The organism is Billgrantia tianxiuensis (genome assembly GCF_009834345.1).
Lineage (GTDB): Bacteria > Pseudomonadota > Gammaproteobacteria > Pseudomonadales > Halomonadaceae > Halomonas > Halomonas tianxiuensis.
On the sequence record NZ_CP035042.1, the window covers coordinates 141,388 to 159,121 of the forward strand.

The window sequence follows — 17,734 nt, forward strand, 5'->3', positions numbered from 1 at the left end:
CCATGCTCAGGGTAGAGCTACCCGCGCTCATCGGCCGCCTCAACGCCATTTCCCGTCAAGGCTTGGAACAGGCCGCGTTGCTGTGTGCCGAACAGCAGGCCCCCGAGGTCACTGCTGGCCACTTGCTGCTGGCGCTGATCGATCAGCCCCTTTGCGACCTGCGCTGTCTGCTCGACGGACAGGGCGTCGACCTCCACGAGCTGCGCGCGCGGCTGGCCGAGGAGACCCGCCCGCCGCGGGACCTGGCCGTCACCACGCCGAGCTTCTCGCCGCTGCTGGTCGAGCTGCTGCAGGACGCCTGGCTGCTGGCGACGACCGAATTCAGCTATGACAGCCTGCGCAGCGGCCTGATCTTCACCGCCATGCTGCACAACACCGGGCGCTATGTGGGGCCGCGCAGTGCCGCGCTGCTGGCCGAAATCAACCGTGAAGGGCTGCGTCGCGGCTTCGAGCGACTGGCCGCCGACTCCGCCGAAGCGCCCCGCGCCGAGTCCGGCGATGCCGGTCGTCGCCCGGCCCAGGCCGCCCAGGGCGACAGCGCCCTGGCACGCTTCGCCACCTCGCTCACCGAGCAGGCCCGGCGCGGCGAGCTCGACCCGGTGCTGTGCCGCGACCCCGAGATCGACCAGATGCTCGACATCCTCGGTCGTAGGCGCAAGAACAACCCCATCGTCATCGGCGATGCCGGGGTGGGCAAGAGCGCCGTGGTCGAGGGGCTCGCCGCCCGTATCGTCGAAGGTCGCGTGCCGGCGGCGCTGGCCGACGTCGAGCTGATGAGTCTCGATCTCGGCGCGCTGCAGGCTGGCGCCGCGGTGAAGGGCGAGTTCGAGAAGCGCCTCAAGGCGGTGATCGAGGAGGTCAAGGCCGCGCCCCGGCCGATCCTGCTGTTCATCGACGAGGCCCACACCTTGATCGGTGCCGGCAACCAGGAGGGCGGCGGCGATGCCGCCAACCTGCTCAAGCCGGCCCTGGCCCGCGGCGAACTGCGCACCATCGCCGCGACCACCTGGCGCGAGTACAAGAAGTATTTCGAGAAGGACCCGGCGCTGTCGCGACGCTTCCAGCCGGTGGCCCTGGCCGAGCCCAGCATCGACCAGGCACTGGTGATCCTGCGTGGCCTGCGCGACACCTACGAGACCGCCCACGGCGTGCTGGTCGGCGACAGCGGCCTGCGTGCCGCCGCCGAACTCTCGGCACGCTACCTGGCCGGCCGCAAGCTGCCCGACAAGGCGATCGACGTGCTCGACACCGCCTGCGCACGGCTCTCCCAGGCGCTGGATACCCCGCCGCGCCGGCTCAGCCATCTCAAGAGCGAGCATATCGCCGCCCAGCGCGAGCGCGAGCAGCTCGATCGCGAGCGCCTACTGGGGCGCACCCCCGATGCCGCCCGCGAGGCCGAACTCGACGCCCGCCTGGCGCGGCTGGAAGAAGAGGTCGAACGGCTCGAGGCGGCCTGGGCTGACCAGCGCGAGTGCGTCGATGCCATCATCGCCCTGCATCGCCAACTGCTCGATGCGGGCAGGAATGAGGCCGCCGTCGAGCAGGCCAGTGCCGAGGCCGAGGCGGTGATCGATGGCGAAATCGATGAAGAGAGCGACGCTGACAGCACAATCGACGGCGAAGCGGTGGCTGACACGGTTGAGTCGGATGACTCAGCCGCTGTTGTCGATCCGCATGCCCAACTGGCCGCCCACGAGGCGCGCCTGGCCGAGCTGCAACAGGAGTTCGCGCTGGTCAACGCCAGCGTCGAGGAGGCGCAGATCGCCCAGGTCATCGGCGACTGGACCGGCGTGCCGGTGGAGCGCATGACCAGCGACGAGCTGACCCGCCTCACCGAGCTGCCCGAGCACCTCAGCCGGCTGGTGCAGGGCCAGGACACGGCCATCCAGCGCGTGCACCGCCATCTGCTCACCGCACGCGCCGACCTGCGCCGCCCCGGCCGCCCGCTGGGCGCCTTCCTGCTGGTCGGCCCCAGCGGCGTGGGCAAGACCGAGACCGTGGTACAGATCGCCGAACGGCTCTATGGCGGTCGCCAGTTCCTCACCACCATCAACATGTCCGAGTACCAGGAGAAGCACACCGTGTCGCGGCTGATCGGCTCGCCGCCGGGCTACGTGGGCTTCGGCGAGGGTGGCCTGTTGACCGAGGCGATCCGCCAGCGTCCCTACTCGGTGGTACTGCTCGATGAGGTCGAGAAGGCCCATCCGGACGTGCTCAACCTGTTCTACCAGGCCTTCGACAAGGGCGAGCTGGCCGATGGCGAAGGGCGCCTGATCGACTGCAAGAACGTGGTGTTCTTCCTCACCTCCAACCTGGGCTATGAGGCTATCGTCGCCCACGCCGACGACCCTGCGGCGCTGGACGATGCCCTCTACCCGGTGCTGGCGGGCTTCTTCAAGCCGGCGTTGCTGGCGCGCATGGAGGTGGTGCCTTACTTCCCGCTGGGCGCCGATACCCTGCGCGACATCGTGGCGGCCAAGCTCGACACCCTGGCCGAGCGCATCCGCACGCGCCACCGCCAGGCCGAGGTGGTGCTCGACGACAGCCTGCGCGACGCCATCTGTGCGCGCGCTACGCGCAGCGAGAACGGCGCGCGCATGCTCGAGTCGGTAATCGACGGTGAGCTGCTGCCGCCGGTGTCGCGGGCGCTGCTCGACCGCCTGGCGCGGCGCGAGCCGGTCACCCGGGTAGCGCTGGGTGTCGACGAGGCGGGCGCGTTCACGGCGGAGGTGGTGTAGGCGATGACGGCGAAGGCGATCGACATGCGCTGGTGCGAAGGCGACCTGCCAACGGGGCCAGGCCTCGGCGGCATGGCCCGCGCGCTGGCGCTGGTCGAAAGCGCCTCGCCCGCCGAGCTGCGTGGCTGCGCCAGCGATATTCTCCAGGCCAGCCATGGTCTGGCCTGGGTCGCCTGTCTCTATCTCGACGGTAGCGGTCGCTGGCTGGGCAGCGATGGCGATGATTTGCGCTTCGACTGCGACGACTTCCGTCATCCCTACGCCCATGCCATTCGTCAGGACAAGCCGCTGCGCCTCGGCCTGCTGGAGGCACGCTCGCGGCTAGACCATCCCGGCTTCCAGGGCCAGGTGGCTGAGCTGCCCAGTAGCCTGCAACTGATCGTGCGCCCATTGCGTGCCCTCGATGGCAAGCGCGAATGGCTGGGTGCACTGGCCATGGGCGGCGAGGGGGACGTGCTGGCCCGACTCGAGGAAGATCCCGAGTTCTCTGCCTTCGAGGCGCTGTTGTGCCGGCTATGGGCAGGGCTGACCCGGCACTTGGGAGAGCGCCAGCGCGAGGCGAACCTGCGCCGGTCGCTGGCCCAGCTCAACGACGGCGCCCGGCGCCAGGCACTGGCCGAGCGGCTGGCTGGCGACCTGCTGGGGGATCGTCGGCCATGCAGGCGCTGCGCAGCCAGGTGGTGCGTGCCGCCGAGACCAACCTGGCGGTGCTGTTGCAGGGCGAGACTGGCACCGGCAAGGACCGGGTGGCGCGCGCCATTCATCGCCTCTCGTCGCGCCGCGAGGGGGCCTTCATGGCGATCAACTGCGCGGCGATTCCCGAGTCACTGCTCGAGTCGGAGCTGTTCGGTCACGCCAAGGGGGCCTTCTCCGGCGCCGACCGGGCCCGCGAAGGGCTGATCAGCCAGGCCGACGGCGGCACCCTGTTCCTCGACGAGATCGGCGACATGCCGCTGCCGTTGCAGGCCAAGCTGCTGCGGGTGCTCGAGAGTGGTCGCTATCGGCCATTGGGTGCCAGTGAGGAGCGCCGCGCCGACCTGCGGCTGGTGGCGGCTACCCACCAGCCGCTGCGCGAGCGGATTCGCGACCAGCGCTTCCGCGCCGACCTTTACTACCGGCTGGGCCAGTTTCCGCTCAGCCTGCCGCCGTTGCGTGAGCGCAGCGGGGACATCGCCGAGCTGGCCGCGGCCTTCGTGACCGACTTCTGCGCCCGCGAGGGACGCGAGGAAGTGGGCATCACCCCGGCCGCGCTGCGCCTGCTGCGCGAGCGCGACTATCCCGGCAACGTGCGCGAGCTGAGGAACCTGATCGATTACGCCTGCGCCATGACGCGACCGGGCGAGGACATCTCCCCGGCGGCGCTGCCTGCCCAGGCCGATGTCGAGGCTCAGCCCGATGACGATGGCAGCGCCTCGACAGCGCCCGCCAAGGCGAACGTCGAAAGCGTGAAGGACCTGCGTCGCGCCCTGCGCGACTACGAAGCGGAGCTGATTCGCCAGCGTCTGCTGCTGTTCGGCGGCAACCGCGCCCTGGCGGCCGAGAGTCTCGGCCTGCCCAAGCGCACCCTGGCACACAAGTGCCGTCAGTTGGAACTGGATGCCAAATGAGTTCGACCCTGATCTTTCGCAGTGTGCCGTGGCTGGCGCTGGCCACAAGCATGGCCCTGAATGCCTCCGCCCAGGCCGATACCGCGTCCGAGACGCTGGTGAGGCAGGCGCATGAATGTGTCGCGCTCGAATCGCGCCTGGAGCGGCTGGGCTGCTACGACGCCCTGTTCCAGGCCCGGGCCGAGGCCCCGGTGACGGATGACCCGCGCCCCGCGCTGTGGCACGCCGTCAACGCCCAGGAGGCCGAACGTGGCGACGACGACATGGGCTTGCTGGTACGCGAGGACGCCGCCGGCGTGCGGATCAGCGTGCCGGCGCTGGGTAGCGTGCCGCCGCGTCCGCAACTGGTAATGGCCTGCGAGAAGACCATCACCCGCTTTCAGCTTCACCTGCCCCAGGCGCTGCATGCACCGCGGGTACAGGTCCGCATGCGTGCCGGCGCGCGCGAGCTGGAGCAGACCTGGCAGGCCCGTGACGGAGGTTATGTCGTCAGCGGCGGCAGGGGGCTGCCGGCCATCGCCACGCTGCAGCAGCTGTTGGATGCCGACGAACTGACGTTCTCCAGCGACCAGGCCACGCTCGACGGCCTGCGCTTCGAGGTCGCCGGGCTGCGCCAGGCGATCCAGCCGCTGCGCGACGCCTGTCGCTGGTGAGGTGAGCATGCGCATCGTCAACGAGACACAGCTGGAAAAGGTGCTGGCCGCGCTGCCTCCGGAGGGCGTCGGCAGGCCCGTCGACGACAGCGGCGACTACGCCTGGCTCGACGAAGAGATGATGAAGATCGGCTCGCTGCAGCATGGCGGCGTCGACTGGGAGGGGGCCGAGACCCGCGCGGTGAGGCTGTTGAGCACTACCGGCAAGGACCTCAAGGTGCTGGGCCACCTGCTGCACTGCCTGCAACGCGGCGGCGATGGCGTGCGCTTCGCCCTGTCGCTGCGCCTGCTGTCAGGCAGCCTCGAGCAGTGGTGGGAAACCGCTTACCCCTATGGCGGCGTCAAGGGAGCGCGGTTGCGGCCGCGGCTGTTCCAGCAGTTCTCCCAACGTGCCCTGGCGCTGGCCACTGCGCTCGATTTCGACAATGCCGCCGACGAGCACCAGGCCTGCGAGGCCGCCCTCGAGGCGCTGCTGGAAGCGGCCAGGACTCGCGAACTGCCGGATGAAGCGCTGGTGGACCTGCAGCGGCAACTGCGCCAGGCGCGCCCCGCCAGGCCGCTGCCGAGGCGGTGCCGTCAGCCCCCAGCGGGCAGGCTGCCAGCGCTGGGCCAGCCACGGCGGGCGCTGCGGCTGCCAAGCTGCCCGAGATGCGCCTGGAGGCTGGCAACGAGCGCGGCAATCGCCAGGCGCTGTTGAAGATGGCCGATTTTCTCAGCGAACAGGGCATCGGTGATCCGCTCGGCTACCGGCTGAGGCGCCATGCCATCTGGCACGCTATCCAGGCGCTGCCGGCTACCCGCGACGGCGTGCGCTCCGAGCTGGCGCCGCCTTCCGCCGATCGCGTGGCGGAGTATCGCGAGGCGCTGACCCGAGGTGCCGATGTGGCGTTGTGGCAGCGTATCGAGAACAGCCTGGCCGTCAGCCCCTATTGGCTCGAGGGGCACCGCCTCAGTGCCAGCGCCGCCGAGCGTCTCGGTCATCCGCGCTGCGCCGCGGCCATTCGCGACGAGGCGAGCCGCTTCGTCGAGCGCCTGCCCGGCATCGAGTCGCTGACCTTCAACGATGGCAGCGCTTTCGTCGACGACGAGACCCGCCACTGGCTGCAGGCCGTGCCGGCCGGTGCCGCGGCAGGGGGCCAGGAGGGCGGCGGCGACCCCTGGCAGGAGGGGCTGGCCGAAGCCCGCGAGAGGCTGGCTTCGGAGGGTCTGGAGGCGGCCCTGGCGGGCCTCGACCGTGGCCTGGCCCAGGCCCGCTCGCCACGCGAGGTCGCCTACTGGCGGTTGGCCAGCGCCGACCTGCTGCGCGATGCCGGGCTGGCAGCGCTGGCTGGCCAGCACTATCGCGCGGTACGCGAGTCGCTGGCCGGGCTTGGCCTCGAACAATGGGAGCCGGCGCTGCTCAAGCGCCTCGAACGCGCGGTGGAGAAGGCCAAATGAACACGATCCGATCGCAGCATGACGGGCGCCGCGGCGTGCCCGCCAGCAACCCCAACAACATCACCATCATCGACAGGGACGAGGGCTAAGGCTCATGTGGAAAAGTGTGAAGTCCGGTCTGAGTCGCTGGGTTCCCGGCGCCTCTCGGGCAGAAAGCAACGCCAACCTGGCCAAGGCACACGGCAACAAGGCCCAGGGTATCGGCAAGAAGGCGAGCAAGCTTACCGCCGTGCTCTGGTGGCTGCTGCTGGCCGCCCTGGTAGTCGCCATCTGGTGGCTGGGCCCGATGTGGCAGGTGCGCGACAGCTACCCGCTGGCGCCTTGGCTCAATCGCCTGCTCGCCACCCTGGCCTTGGCCACGCTGGTGGCCGTGGTGTGGGGCGTCCGCCTGGCGCGTCGGCTGCGTGAGGTAAACGACGAGCGCCACCACAACGAACAGTTGCAGCTCGACCCGGTGCTGGCTCAGGTGGAGCAGCAGGAAGCGACCCTCAATGCCACACTGCGCGAGTTGCTCGACAATCTCGGTGCCGGCCCCGGGGCGCGCTACAAGCTGCCCTGGTATCTGGTGATGGGCGTGGAGAACGCCGGCAAGACCAGCCTGATCAACCGCTCCGGTCAGAACTTCTCGCTGACCCACGTGATGAAGGCCTCCGGCCAAGGCAAGAAGCAGGGCCAATACGGCTTCGACTGGTGGATCGGCGACAAGGCAGTGCTGATCGACCCCGACGGCGAGCTGCTGACCCAGGGGGCGCTGGAAGCCGAAGGCGGCGAGACCCAGGAGCCCCAGCGCCGGCTATGGGATCACTTCGTCGACTGGCTGGAGCGCAACCGCGCCCAGCGTCCGTTGGACGGCGTGGTACTGGTGCTCGACCTGGTGCGCTTGAGCGATGCCAGGGTGGCGGTGCGCAAGGCCTACGCCTCGCTGCTGCGCGCGCGTCTGCGCGAGCTGATGGAACGCCACGGCGCGCGCCTGCCGGTCTACGTCACCTTCAGCAAGATGGACCTGCTGCACGGCTTCGACGACTTCTTCCGCCACTATTCCCGCGCCGCACGCCGCGCACCGCTGGGTTTCACCTTCAGCCCTGAAAGCATCGAGCGCGTCGACCAGTGGGCCGATGAGTTCGCCACCTCCTACGACGCCATGCTCGAGCGGCTCAACCGCAGCCTGCCCACGCTGCTGGCCGAGTGCCGCGACCGCGAGGAGCGTGAATCGGTGTTCCGCTTCGTACGCCAGCTCGCCGGCCTGCGCGACGTGCTGCTCGGCTTCCTGCGCGAGGCGCTCTCCAGCGACCGCTACTCCACGGCGGCCATGGTGCGCGGCACCTACTTCACCTCGGTCTACCAGCAAGGCGTACCGGAGGATCCCTTCGTCGACGCTGCCGCGCGCCGCTACGGCATGACCGACACCACCCAGCCGGCCCACCGTGCCGCGCGCAGTGCGCTCTACTTCACCGAGGAGCTGTTCGAGAAGGTGATCTACCCCGAGGCGGGGTTGGCCGGCGATAACGCCCGTGCTGCCCGCCATCGGCGTCGCCTGCGGCGTACCAGCGCCTTCGCCTGCCTGCTGGCCGGGCTGGCGCTGGTGGGCGGCTGGAGCCACTTCTACCAGAAGAACACCCAAGCCCTGGCGGCGGTGGAGGAGAAGGCCGAGGCCTTCCTCGCCGCCCAGCCCGACGAACTGCGTAGCGACGACCCGACCGGCTATGCGCTGCTGGAGCCCCTCGACCGGCTACGTGCCGCGACCCTGGAGTTCGGCGACTACCGCGAACACCTGCCGTGGCTGGCCGACATGGGCCTCTACCAGGGCCACGCGGTGGGCCGCGAGGTGGAGGACGCCTACCTGGCGATGCTGAGCTATCATTTCCTGCCCTCGTTGATGATCGGCATCATGGACGACATGAACCGTGCCGAGGCGGGCAGCAACGACAAGCTCGCCCTGCTGCGCGTGCTGCGCATGATGTCCGACGCCAGCGGGCGCCAGCCCGAACGGGTCCAGGAGTTCATGGCGCGGCGCTGGCAGCGCGACTTCCCCCAGCGCGGCAGCGTGCAGGAGCGGTTGCTCGACCACCTTGCCTACGCCATGGCCCACACCGACCTCGAAGGCCGGGTGGCGAAGGGCGATCGTCACGCCGAGCGAGCCATGGCGGCACTGCGCGGTAGCCTGCGGGCTGCCCAGGAGGAGCTTGCCCGCCAGCCCATGGACGAGCGCGTCTATGCCACACTCAAGGCCAACAGCGGTAGCCGCAGTGGGGCGGCGCTCGACCTGCACCAGGGCGTCGGTCCCTCCTTCAACGCCGTGTTCATGGCCCGCGACGACGAACTGGAGCGCCTGCGCCTGCCCACCTTGCTGACCCGCGATGGCTTCGAGGGCTATTTCCTCAAGGAGATCGAGCAGGCCACCGAGCTGGCGCTGATCGACCTCTGGGTACTGGGCCAGCGTGACGACATCGCCTTCAGCGCCGCCGACGAGCGTCAGCTGCGCGATGCCCTGCACGAGCGCTACGTCGGCGACTATCACGTGACCTGGCGCCAGGTACTCGATGACCTCTACCTGGTGCCGCTGCCCGACATCGACCAGGCCGTGGTGGTGGCCGATACCTTGCTGGGCGCCAGCCGGCCGCTGGATCGACTGCTTGGTGAAGTGGCCCACCATACCCGGCTCTATCCCGAGCTGCCGGCAGACGACGAGGTGGCGCGTCAGGCGCTGGAGCGCTCGCCGCGCTACCGCCTGGCCGGCGAGATCGAACGCAACTTCCGCGACCTCAACGGTCTGCTCGATGCCCGCGGCGACAACCCTGCCGCCATCGCCGAGATCAAGGTGGCCATCGGCGAGCTGCGCGACTACCTGCGTCAGGTACAGGGCGCCAGTGACCCGGGCCGGGCGGCCTTCGTCAGCGCCCGCGACCGCCTGGCGCTGCGCGGCGGCGATCCCATCCATAACCTCAAGCGCATCGCCGAGAACACCCCGGCCCCGGTGGATCGCATGCTCGAGAGCCTGGCCGACCAGAGTTGGCAGCTGATGATGGCCAGCGCCATTCGCCACCTCGAGCACCAGTGGCTCGACGAGGTAGTGGCGCCCTACCAGGAGCGTCTGGCGGGCCGCTATCCGCTGGTGCCCAGCGCCTCGCGTGAGGTGGCCCTGAACGACTTCGAGGCCTTCTTTGCCGCCGGCGGCATCCTCGATCGTTTCTATCAGGACAACCTGCGGCCCTTCATCGAAGAGGCCCCCGAGTATCTGGTCGATGCCGAGGGCAATCCGCTGCTGCGCGACAGTGTGTTCACCGCCATCCAGCGCGCCGAGCAGATCCGCCAGGCCTACTTCGGTCGCGACGGTGTGCTCGACGTGGAGTTTGCCCTGGAGCCGGTGAGCCTGAGCCCCGACAAGCGCCGCAGCGTGATCAATATCGACGGTCAGATCATCGACTACGCCCACAGCGCCAGCTCGCGGGTCTCGATGATCTGGCCCAACGCCCTGCGCGGCGGCAACGAGAGCCGCATTACCCTGGTGCCGAGCCAGGTCAACCGCTCGCCGCGCAGCCTCAGCCGCGACGGCGCCTGGGCCTGGTTCCGCCTGCTCGACGAGGCGGAGATCACCAGTGCCAGCGAGCGCGACCTGGAGCTGCGCTTCCAGGTCGACGGCGGCTCGGCGCGCTACCGGCTCTACGCCACCGGCTCGCGCAACCCCTTCACCCGTCCGTTGGTCGCCGGCTTCCAACTGCCCACTGCGCTGTATGCCGAAGGAGGCTTCGATGTGGGCAGCCTTTAAGCGCCTGCTCGGAGGCGAACGCCAGAACGCGACGCCTGCCGTCGACGCGGAAGAGGCGACGAAGGGGCTGGAGGCGGCTTCGATGGAGGACATCGAAGGCTTTCTCGAGGCCGCCCGGCGTGCCGATGCCAAGGGGCACTCGCCTTGGGTGCTGCGCGACGAGTCCCGCCTGGCCACGCTGCGTCGGGCGCTGGAGTTCACCGTTCAGCACGGCCAGTGGCTGCAGCGTGACGACGGCAGCATCGCCCGCTGGCAGGGCCGGCTGCTCAAGCTGCGCCACGGTGAAGGGCCCACCCTCGGCATGCTGCTGGCGTGCCGACCGGATGATGAAGCCGCCTGGCAGCTGCGCTTCTTCTTCGTCGAGCCGGAATGGCAGGGCAGCGGCCACGGCGCCCGCCTGCTGCTGGCCGCGCGTCGCAGCCTGAACGGCGTACCGCTGCATGCGCGGCTGCCCCTGGCGTGCCAGGCGGCGGTACGCAGCCTGGAACAGGCCGGCTTTACGCGCATGTACGTCAACGCCTACGAGGTGGCCAGCTTCGAGGCGCCCGCCGAGTGGGACTAGGCCAGGAACAGGAGAACGCTAGATGGGACGCAAACTCGTACTCGTAGGTGACATCGGCACCGACCACGATGGTTTTCCGCCGACGCCAGTCACCGCCGGCAGTCCGACCGTGCTGATCGACGGCAAGCCGGCAGCGCGCCTGGGCGACCCCCTGGCGCCACACGACAAGCCCAAGCATCCACCGCATCCGCGTGCCATTGCCGAAGGCTCCGGCACTATCCTGATCGACGGCAAGCCGGCGGCACTCACCGGCCATGCGGTGGACTGCGGTGGCGTGGTGATCGGCTCCGCCAGCGGGGAGGGCAGCTGACATGGCCAACCAGACCGGACTTCAGTTCACCCTTGCGCTCGCCGGGGCCGAAACGGCCGAGCTGGCGGTGATCGACTTCACCCTGGAGGAGGCGCTTTCCGCGCCCTTCACCCTCACGCTGCGCTTCGCCAGCCGCGATGGCAGCCTCTCCGCCACCGAGCTGCTCGACCGCCCGGTGAGCCTGACCATCTGGCAGGACGGCGAGGCGCTGCGCCGGGTACACGCCATCGTCACCGAGTTCGGCCGTGGCGATCGCGGCCACCGCCGCACGATCTACTCGCTGGTCGCCCGCCCCGCGCTGTGGCGCCTTGGCCTGCGCCACAACTCGCGCATCTTCCAGGAGGTCTCGCCGCTCACGGTCATCAATACCCTGTGCGACGAGCTCGGCCTCACCGACGTGGCCTTCGCCGTCACCCGCGAGCTGCAGCAAAGAGAGTTCCTGGTGGAGTACCGGGAAACCGATCTCGCCTTCGTCGAGCGTCTGGCCGCCGAGGAGGGGCTGTTCTACTTTCATGAATTCGAAGATGCGCCGAACGGCGCTCACCGCCTGGTGTTCGCCGACGCGCCCCAGGTGCTGGCCCACCTGGGCGAGCGTACCTACCACGGTCGCGCCGGCGGCACCCCGCCGAGCCGCCACGTGCGCAAGCTCGAGCAGCTCGCCCGGGTCGCCCCGGCCTCTGTCACGCTCAAGGACTACTCGTTCAAGAACCCGGCCTACGCGCAGCTCCACGAGCAGGTGGAAAATGAACTCGAGGCCCATGGTCAGCGAGAGGACTACGAGCATTTCGATTATCCCGGGCGCTACAAGGCCGACGCCTCCGGCCAGGCCTTCACCCGCATTCGCCTCGAACACCTGAGAAACGACGCCCTGACCTGCGCCGCCGAGAGCGACCTGCCCGAGCTCGCCCCGGGGGTCAAGTTCACCCTCACCGACCACGACCTCAGTGAACTCAACCGCGACTGGCAGGTAGTGAAGGTCAAGCACACCGGCAGCCAGCCCCAGGCCCTGGAAGAAGACGGTGTCACGCAGAGTGATGCGGCCGGCATGGGCCTGCGGGGGCGGGCAGGCTCGGAAGCCGTGACCAAGTTCGACAACGAACTGATCCTCACCCCCGCCGACCGCGCCTGGCGCCCCACGCCCAACCCCAAGCCCCGTGTCGACGGCCCGCAGATCGCCTTCGTCGTCGGCCCCGAGGGCGAAGAGATCCACTGCGACGAGCACGGCCGGGTCAAGGTGCAGTTCCCCTGGGATCGCTACGCCGAGCCTGACGAAACCGCCAGCGCCTGGGTGCGCGTCAGTCAGGGCTGGGCCGGCGGCGGCTACGGCAGCATGGCAATTCCGCGGATTGGGCATGAGGTGGTGATTTCGTTCCTCGAGGGCGATCCCGACCAGCCGCTGATCACCGGGCGCACCTACCACGCGGTGAATACACCGCCCTACGCGCTGCCCGAGCATAAGACGCGCACCGTCATCCGCACCCAGAGTCACAAAGGCGAAGGATTTAACGAACTTCGCTTCGAGGACCAGGCCGGCGAAGAGCAGATCTGGCTCCACGCCCAGAAGGACCTGGAGTTGCTGACCCACAACGACCGCACCGAAGAGATCGGCCACGACAGCTTCCTCACCGTGCACCACGACCGCGTCGGCGAGATCTACGCCGACGATCACCTGACGGTACACGGCAGCCGCCACACCCAGATCGACGGCGACGATCACCTGATCGTCGACGCCAGCCGTCACGAGAAATACGGCCGCGCCCAGCTCGTCGAGGCCGGCCAGGAGATCCACCACAAGGCGGGCATGAAGGTGGTGATCGAAGCCGGCGCCGAGATCACCCTCAAGGCCGGAGGCAGCTTCGTCAAGCTCGACCCCAGCGGCGTCACCATCGTCGGCAGTCAGGTCAAGATCAACTCCGGAGGCAGCCCCGGCTCCGGTTCCGGCCAGGCCGCCCAGGCACCGGCGCTGCCGCGGGAGGCGGAAGCGGCGCCCCAGGCCCCGCGCATTGAGCCGCCGCGGCAAGAAGCAGCGCTACGTCAGGAGATGGCACTGACGCAGCCCTGTAAGCCGCTCGCTGATAGTCAAGGATAAACATGGTCATGGCTGCACTTCCCATCGGTGTACCACCGATGAATGCTGACATTGCAGAGGGGAAATACTACCTGCTGCTTGATGGCATAAAGCTTGAACCCTTGGAGCGGTGGCTTTATGAGCGTCTCGACGATCCAGTGTATGAACTGATCTATCTGGATACGCCTTTGGCCGAATGTCGCCGGATATCGCCTTGCCTGGTGAGGCTCGATAAAGGCATCCCCGTATGGGAGGCGTTTATCGAGAATGGTGTAAAGGACGGCTGGGGTTGGCTGATGGCGAGTGCTGCACCGCAGGAAGATGTGGTAGCGCATTTGCGCTGGCTGCTGTTTGTCGAGCATCCACTGACGGGCGAGCAAATACTGCGTGTGGCCTCTCCAGAAGTCATGAAATGTTTGCTCGAAGCTGAGCCACAACCGGCAGCGAGTGCCTTGCTAGGGGAACTCGATGCGCTGTGGTTGCCCACCCATGAGGATGGCGAAGTCGCCTGGTGGTACCTTGTCAATGCTCGCCAGGGGCCTGTGCCACGCGATGCCCGCTTTGTTCTGCAACAGGCCCATCTCGATTCGCTGAGTCGTATTGCGTGGCAACGCTTTGCCGAGGAGCTTGCTCGACACTTACAGACGTTCTTCGTCAACGGCCCGCTACTGAGTCAATACGGTACTGCGATAACCGCGGCCAAGCAGGTGATTGCCGCCACGCAGGAACTGAGCTTTTCCGGTCGGCGTGCCCATTACTACATGGCCAATGTTCTGGGCGCTCACGGGCATGATGCCTTGGATGAACAGACCATGCCCACCGTGGCGAAGCTTTTGACTCAGCCCGATGGTCGGCCACCGATGGAACGGCTCAAGATCGCCGCTGCAGAGGCGCAGCGATTGGCGCACAGGAGAAAGCATGCATGAATACTGATACGGACGCCGCACAGCGGGTAGCTGACAACCAGAGGGACAACGACCCGGGACAGGAAATCGGTCAGTGTCCCCTGCAAAAAACCGACCTTCAGCTGATACCTGTGCGCTATGCCTTGGTGGAACCCGAGCAAGCCGTCACCCTCCCGGGGTTTTCGCCTCCCATCTGTGGTGACTTTCGTCCCAATGGCATCCGGCCCGTCAGGAATGGGTGGCTTTACCTGATCCATAGCCTCGCCCCCGACGAATTACAGACTTTTCAGATGGCGCCGGACGGCAGCGGTGATCCAATCATTCTGGAACGTCGTGGCAGTATCAAGGTGCTATTTAGCCAAGTGGAGCTGGAGGAAAAACGAGCCGCTCTGCTGTTGGCCAAGCCAGACGTTCAAGACGAGGTGATGCTCACGGTCAACATCGGCGCTTACTGCCCGGGTAACGGAACATCACACCTTTTGCCTCCCGAGGAGCTGGGCGATGTGCTGGCAGATGAGCAAGGTGAGCGGGTGCCTTCCGCTGAGCGCCTGGATTATGGCCAATACCAGTGGACTGCCAGTGCGGAATGGCAAGCGGCGAGGGCGGGAGCCATTACGGGGCATATCCAAGCCGAGTATCGGCAGGACAGTGCCTGTCTGATCGTCGAAGATGTCGTGGCGCGTGCCAACGATCTGGTCGGAGCCTGGACGGAAATCGTCCGCCAGGAAACCGCGTGGATGGATGAAGAACCGGAAAAGCACTTCGCCGCCCGGGCCATTCAGGGCTTCATGCAACTCGATCTGCAACCCATGATTGCGCATGCTGGCAAGGGCGAGATCCCTGAATGGCTGGGCAATGCAAGTGAGGCAGACGAGGCGCAACTCCGGGATCTAATGGAGCTGCAGAACCAGTTTGATGCCAAGCGCTCGGAGGATCTGGCCAGCAGTGGCGGGCATCCCGGTTTTCGGTCTCGCGAACAGCAGGCACTGGAAGCGGAAGTCCGTCGCGTGAGCGGCGATCTCGCCGGGCGCCTGGGTACGGACGCCAAATCCGTACGCGATTTTGCCCGTGAGACCCATGACGACTATTTCGAACGTGTCTACGGCAGCCAGGAGGGCGATCGCTGGCTCGCCCAGCAAGGCATCGAAGATGTTATCCGTCTCGACGAGATGCGCGCGTTTCTCTCCGACGCGGATGCATGGCAGGGAGAGTGGCGTGCCCACAAAGAACAGGTCGGCGAGGACATCAAGACCCTGCTGCCGCGCTGGCACGAATACGCCAGCCTCCTCGATGGCGAGGACGATACACAGGCCATCCTGCGCAGCAGTCTTGAGCATCGGCTGTTCACGACCCTGGAGGTCTGCGGCCAGCAGGACTTCCTCGTGCAGCACTATTTCGAAGAGATCACGGTAGCGCATCGCCTGCACGTAACTCCACTCTGGGAGTTCATCAACACCGCGGCGTCGGACTGGAAGAGTGCTCAGGGCTCACTGATGGCACTGATGTCGGCGGAGGCGACGCCAGGTACACATGCCGAATGGCAGGAGCGCTTCAATCAGCAGGACCAGCTTCGCCTGCAGAATCTCGAAGGGTTGGGCGAGGAAGCTCGGGCCGCCGTCGTGACGGAATTGACAGCCAAGGAGGGCGTCCTGGGGCGCACCGCGCTGGCAAGCCTGCTGGACGAGACTGAAGTGCTGGATTTCGAGCAGCGTTTCGCCGCCCTGTTCGAGCGCACCTCCAACGGGGTACGCCACGAATTGTTTACGCGCTTCTCGACGTACCAACTAGGCTGGGATATCCCAGAACAAGCCATCCTCGACCGTATTAACCGCCTGTTGACTCGTGCCGAACGGCTGGCTGACGACATGGAGAGGCTGAGCCGCTATGAGCAGGCCGTCGAACGCCAACGCAAGCAGTTACCTGACTACGATAAGCGGATTCGCGAGGCACGTGCGGCGTTGCGTCCGCAAAGAGATGCCCTGACGGAAGTGCTCGATGAGCTCGCCGAGGCCACCTATCCCCTCGGTGAACAGGGCAGCCATGCCCTCAAGGTGGCAGGGCTCGGTGAGCAGGCTTCCCGGGTGGCGCTGAACGAGCGGCGTCTGGTCAAGCAAGCGTTACAGGATGAGCGCGCCTGGGACGCCTTGCTGCGGAATGAGCGAGGTGAGATTGCTCCCGGCCGCGCCGTGCCGGTGGGGCTCGGCGGCTTGATGTTGCTGCTCAACGGCTGGCTGTTTGGCGGCGCCATTCAGCAATTGGGCACGGCGTTGCGCACGAAAGAACACGGAGGGGAAGCATTTGCGAACTTTCTGTCCGGTGCCGCCGGGACGCTCGCCGCTACGGCCGCTGTATTGGAGATCCTCCACGATACCCGCTACCGTCGCCTCTACGAGGGGCGCACCTTCAAGAGCGCCGTTCAGCAGGCGGCCGGCAGCCTGGATCACCTGGACGACTGGGCGCGTCTGACCAATCGCGCCATGACCTGGGTAGCGGGTGCCTCTTTTGGAGCGGCAGCCTTCGATATGATCCGCCAAGGTCTCAAACTAGAACGCGCAAATAGTGACCGTCAGCGTCTGGCGGCCGGCATCGCCTTGGCGGGAGACGCGGCGATTGTTGGCGGCACCTTGCCGATCGCTATCGCAGGATTGTTGGGAAAGTTCAAGGGCACCTCCGCCGTCTTGTTGCGGCTGCACCTGCTGCGCCTGGCAGCGTCGCTCAACTGGGTCGCCGCCGTCGGCGTGGCTCTGGTGGTGCTGGGCGAATTGCTCTACGAGTACTACTCGCTCTCGCCGCTGCAGCAGTGGTGCCAGAAAAGTGTCTGGGGCGAAGATCCCGAAGGCTGGAGCTTTCAAGAGCACCAGCAGCAACTGGCGGCGCTGCATGGCCGGCCGGTACTCTGGCGTCGCGGCCACCAGCCCGAACGCCGCAGTGCCATGCCCGTGGGGCCGCAGATGCCCGCCAGTTCCTTGAACCTGCGCCTCAACCTCCCGGGAGTCACATCGCCCGGCCCGGACAACCTCAGGGTCGGGCTCTGGGGCGTATCGCATGCCGGTCAACAAGCATTGCACGATGATCTGTTCGCCCATGCCGGTATCACTCTGGAGGAAGGCAACTCCCGGCTGGACTATGCCCTCGACCCCGAGCGGGTCGGTGACTGGCATACCCTGATGCTGGTGGTGCGTATCACTTCCCAAGGGGCCTCGTCGCCGACCGCCACCACTAGCTTCAAGGTATTCAGCCGCCTCGATGGCCTCGCGCCCAAGGAGGACTGGGCGCCAATCGAACCCTTGGTGGGACGCGAGGCCAGCGCCTGGCAGGCTATGACCCTCGAGCCCTGGCCTGCTTGATAGAATTGGCACCAACACGGGTTACCACGGAATGAAGGAAGGTCCATGACCACCACAGCCAAGGAACAGGGAGCGCCCGCCATGGCGCTGCGCGCTGGCGAGCATCTGACACGCGGCCCCAACGAGCTCTATAGTCTGAGCCCCCGACCCGTCCCCCTGGGGCCCACGGCGGGCGGCGGGGCAGATATTGGCCGGCTGGTCCATCGCCGCGACGAGGCGACGCTGGACCTGCTGCATAACGTCAGTCGTAACGGCATGCTGGCCTGGGGGGGGCGGCAGTTGGGATGGTGCTGTTTTTTATTTTTGTCTGGGCCTCAGCTGTCTTTATGGTCTTTTATGGC

10 protein-coding genes and 1 pseudogene are annotated in these 17,734 nt (G+C 67.2%); all 11 read left to right on the top strand.

The genetic code is table 11. The annotated features are described in order from the left end of the window. Positions 1-2: 2 nt before the first annotated feature. Entirely contained in the window at positions 3-2,738 is a 2,736-nt protein-coding gene (tssH, locus tag EKK97_RS00680) for a type VI secretion system ATPase TssH (protein ID WP_159547977.1), read from the top strand. A gap of 656 nt (positions 2,739-3,394) precedes the next feature. Beyond that, on the top strand, positions 3,395-4,345 hold the full coding sequence (locus tag EKK97_RS24120) for a sigma-54 interaction domain-containing protein (RefSeq protein ID WP_236551334.1): 951 nt from the start codon (positions 3,395-3,397) through the stop codon (positions 4,343-4,345). Next, a complete protein-coding gene (gene vasI, locus EKK97_RS00690; protein ID WP_159547979.1) occupies positions 4,342-4,998 on the top strand; it encodes a type VI secretion system-associated protein VasI in 657 nt (218 codons plus the stop codon). Before EKK97_RS24120 ends, vasI begins: the two co-directional genes overlap by 4 nt. Positions 4,999-5,119: 121 nt before the next feature. After that, positions 5,120-5,320, top strand: a pseudogene (locus EKK97_RS24125) (type VI secretion system ImpA family N-terminal domain-containing protein); the annotation flags it as partial. Positions 5,321-5,568: 248 nt separating this feature from the next. After that, positions 5,569-6,435, top strand: a complete 867-nt coding sequence (gene tssA, locus EKK97_RS24130) for a type VI secretion system protein TssA (RefSeq protein WP_236551335.1) — start codon at positions 5,569-5,571, stop codon at positions 6,433-6,435. 94 nt (positions 6,436-6,529) lie between these two features. After that, the gene (tssM, locus tag EKK97_RS00700) at positions 6,530-10,201 is read left to right on the top strand and encodes a type VI secretion system membrane subunit TssM (protein WP_159547980.1); all 3,672 of its coding nucleotides are present in this window, start codon (positions 6,530-6,532) and stop codon (positions 10,199-10,201) included. Next, positions 10,185-10,763, top strand: coding sequence for a GNAT family N-acetyltransferase (locus EKK97_RS00705; protein ID WP_159547982.1), 579 nt, complete (start codon positions 10,185-10,187; stop codon positions 10,761-10,763). Before tssM ends, EKK97_RS00705 begins: the two co-directional genes overlap by 17 nt. Before the next feature lie 22 nt (positions 10,764-10,785). Then, the gene (locus tag EKK97_RS00710; protein WP_159547984.1) at positions 10,786-11,073 is read left to right on the top strand and encodes a type VI secretion system PAAR protein; all 288 of its coding nucleotides are present in this window, start codon (positions 10,786-10,788) and stop codon (positions 11,071-11,073) included. A 1-nt stretch (position 11,074) separates the two neighbouring features. Continuing rightward, the gene (locus EKK97_RS00715; protein ID WP_159547986.1) at positions 11,075-13,162 is read left to right on the top strand and encodes a type VI secretion system Vgr family protein; all 2,088 of its coding nucleotides are present in this window, start codon (positions 11,075-11,077) and stop codon (positions 13,160-13,162) included. 8 nt (positions 13,163-13,170) lie between these two features. Continuing rightward, positions 13,171-14,067, top strand: coding sequence for a DUF4123 domain-containing protein (locus EKK97_RS00720; RefSeq protein WP_201296978.1), 897 nt, complete (start codon positions 13,171-13,173; stop codon positions 14,065-14,067). Next, positions 14,064-17,393 carry a toxin VasX gene (locus EKK97_RS00725; RefSeq protein WP_159547990.1) on the top strand — a complete coding sequence of 1,110 codons (3,330 nt, stop codon included), beginning with the start codon at positions 14,064-14,066 and terminating at the stop codon, positions 17,391-17,393. The genes EKK97_RS00720 and EKK97_RS00725 overlap by 4 nt, the downstream gene beginning before the upstream one ends. The last annotated feature ends 341 nt before the right edge of the window (positions 17,394-17,734 follow it).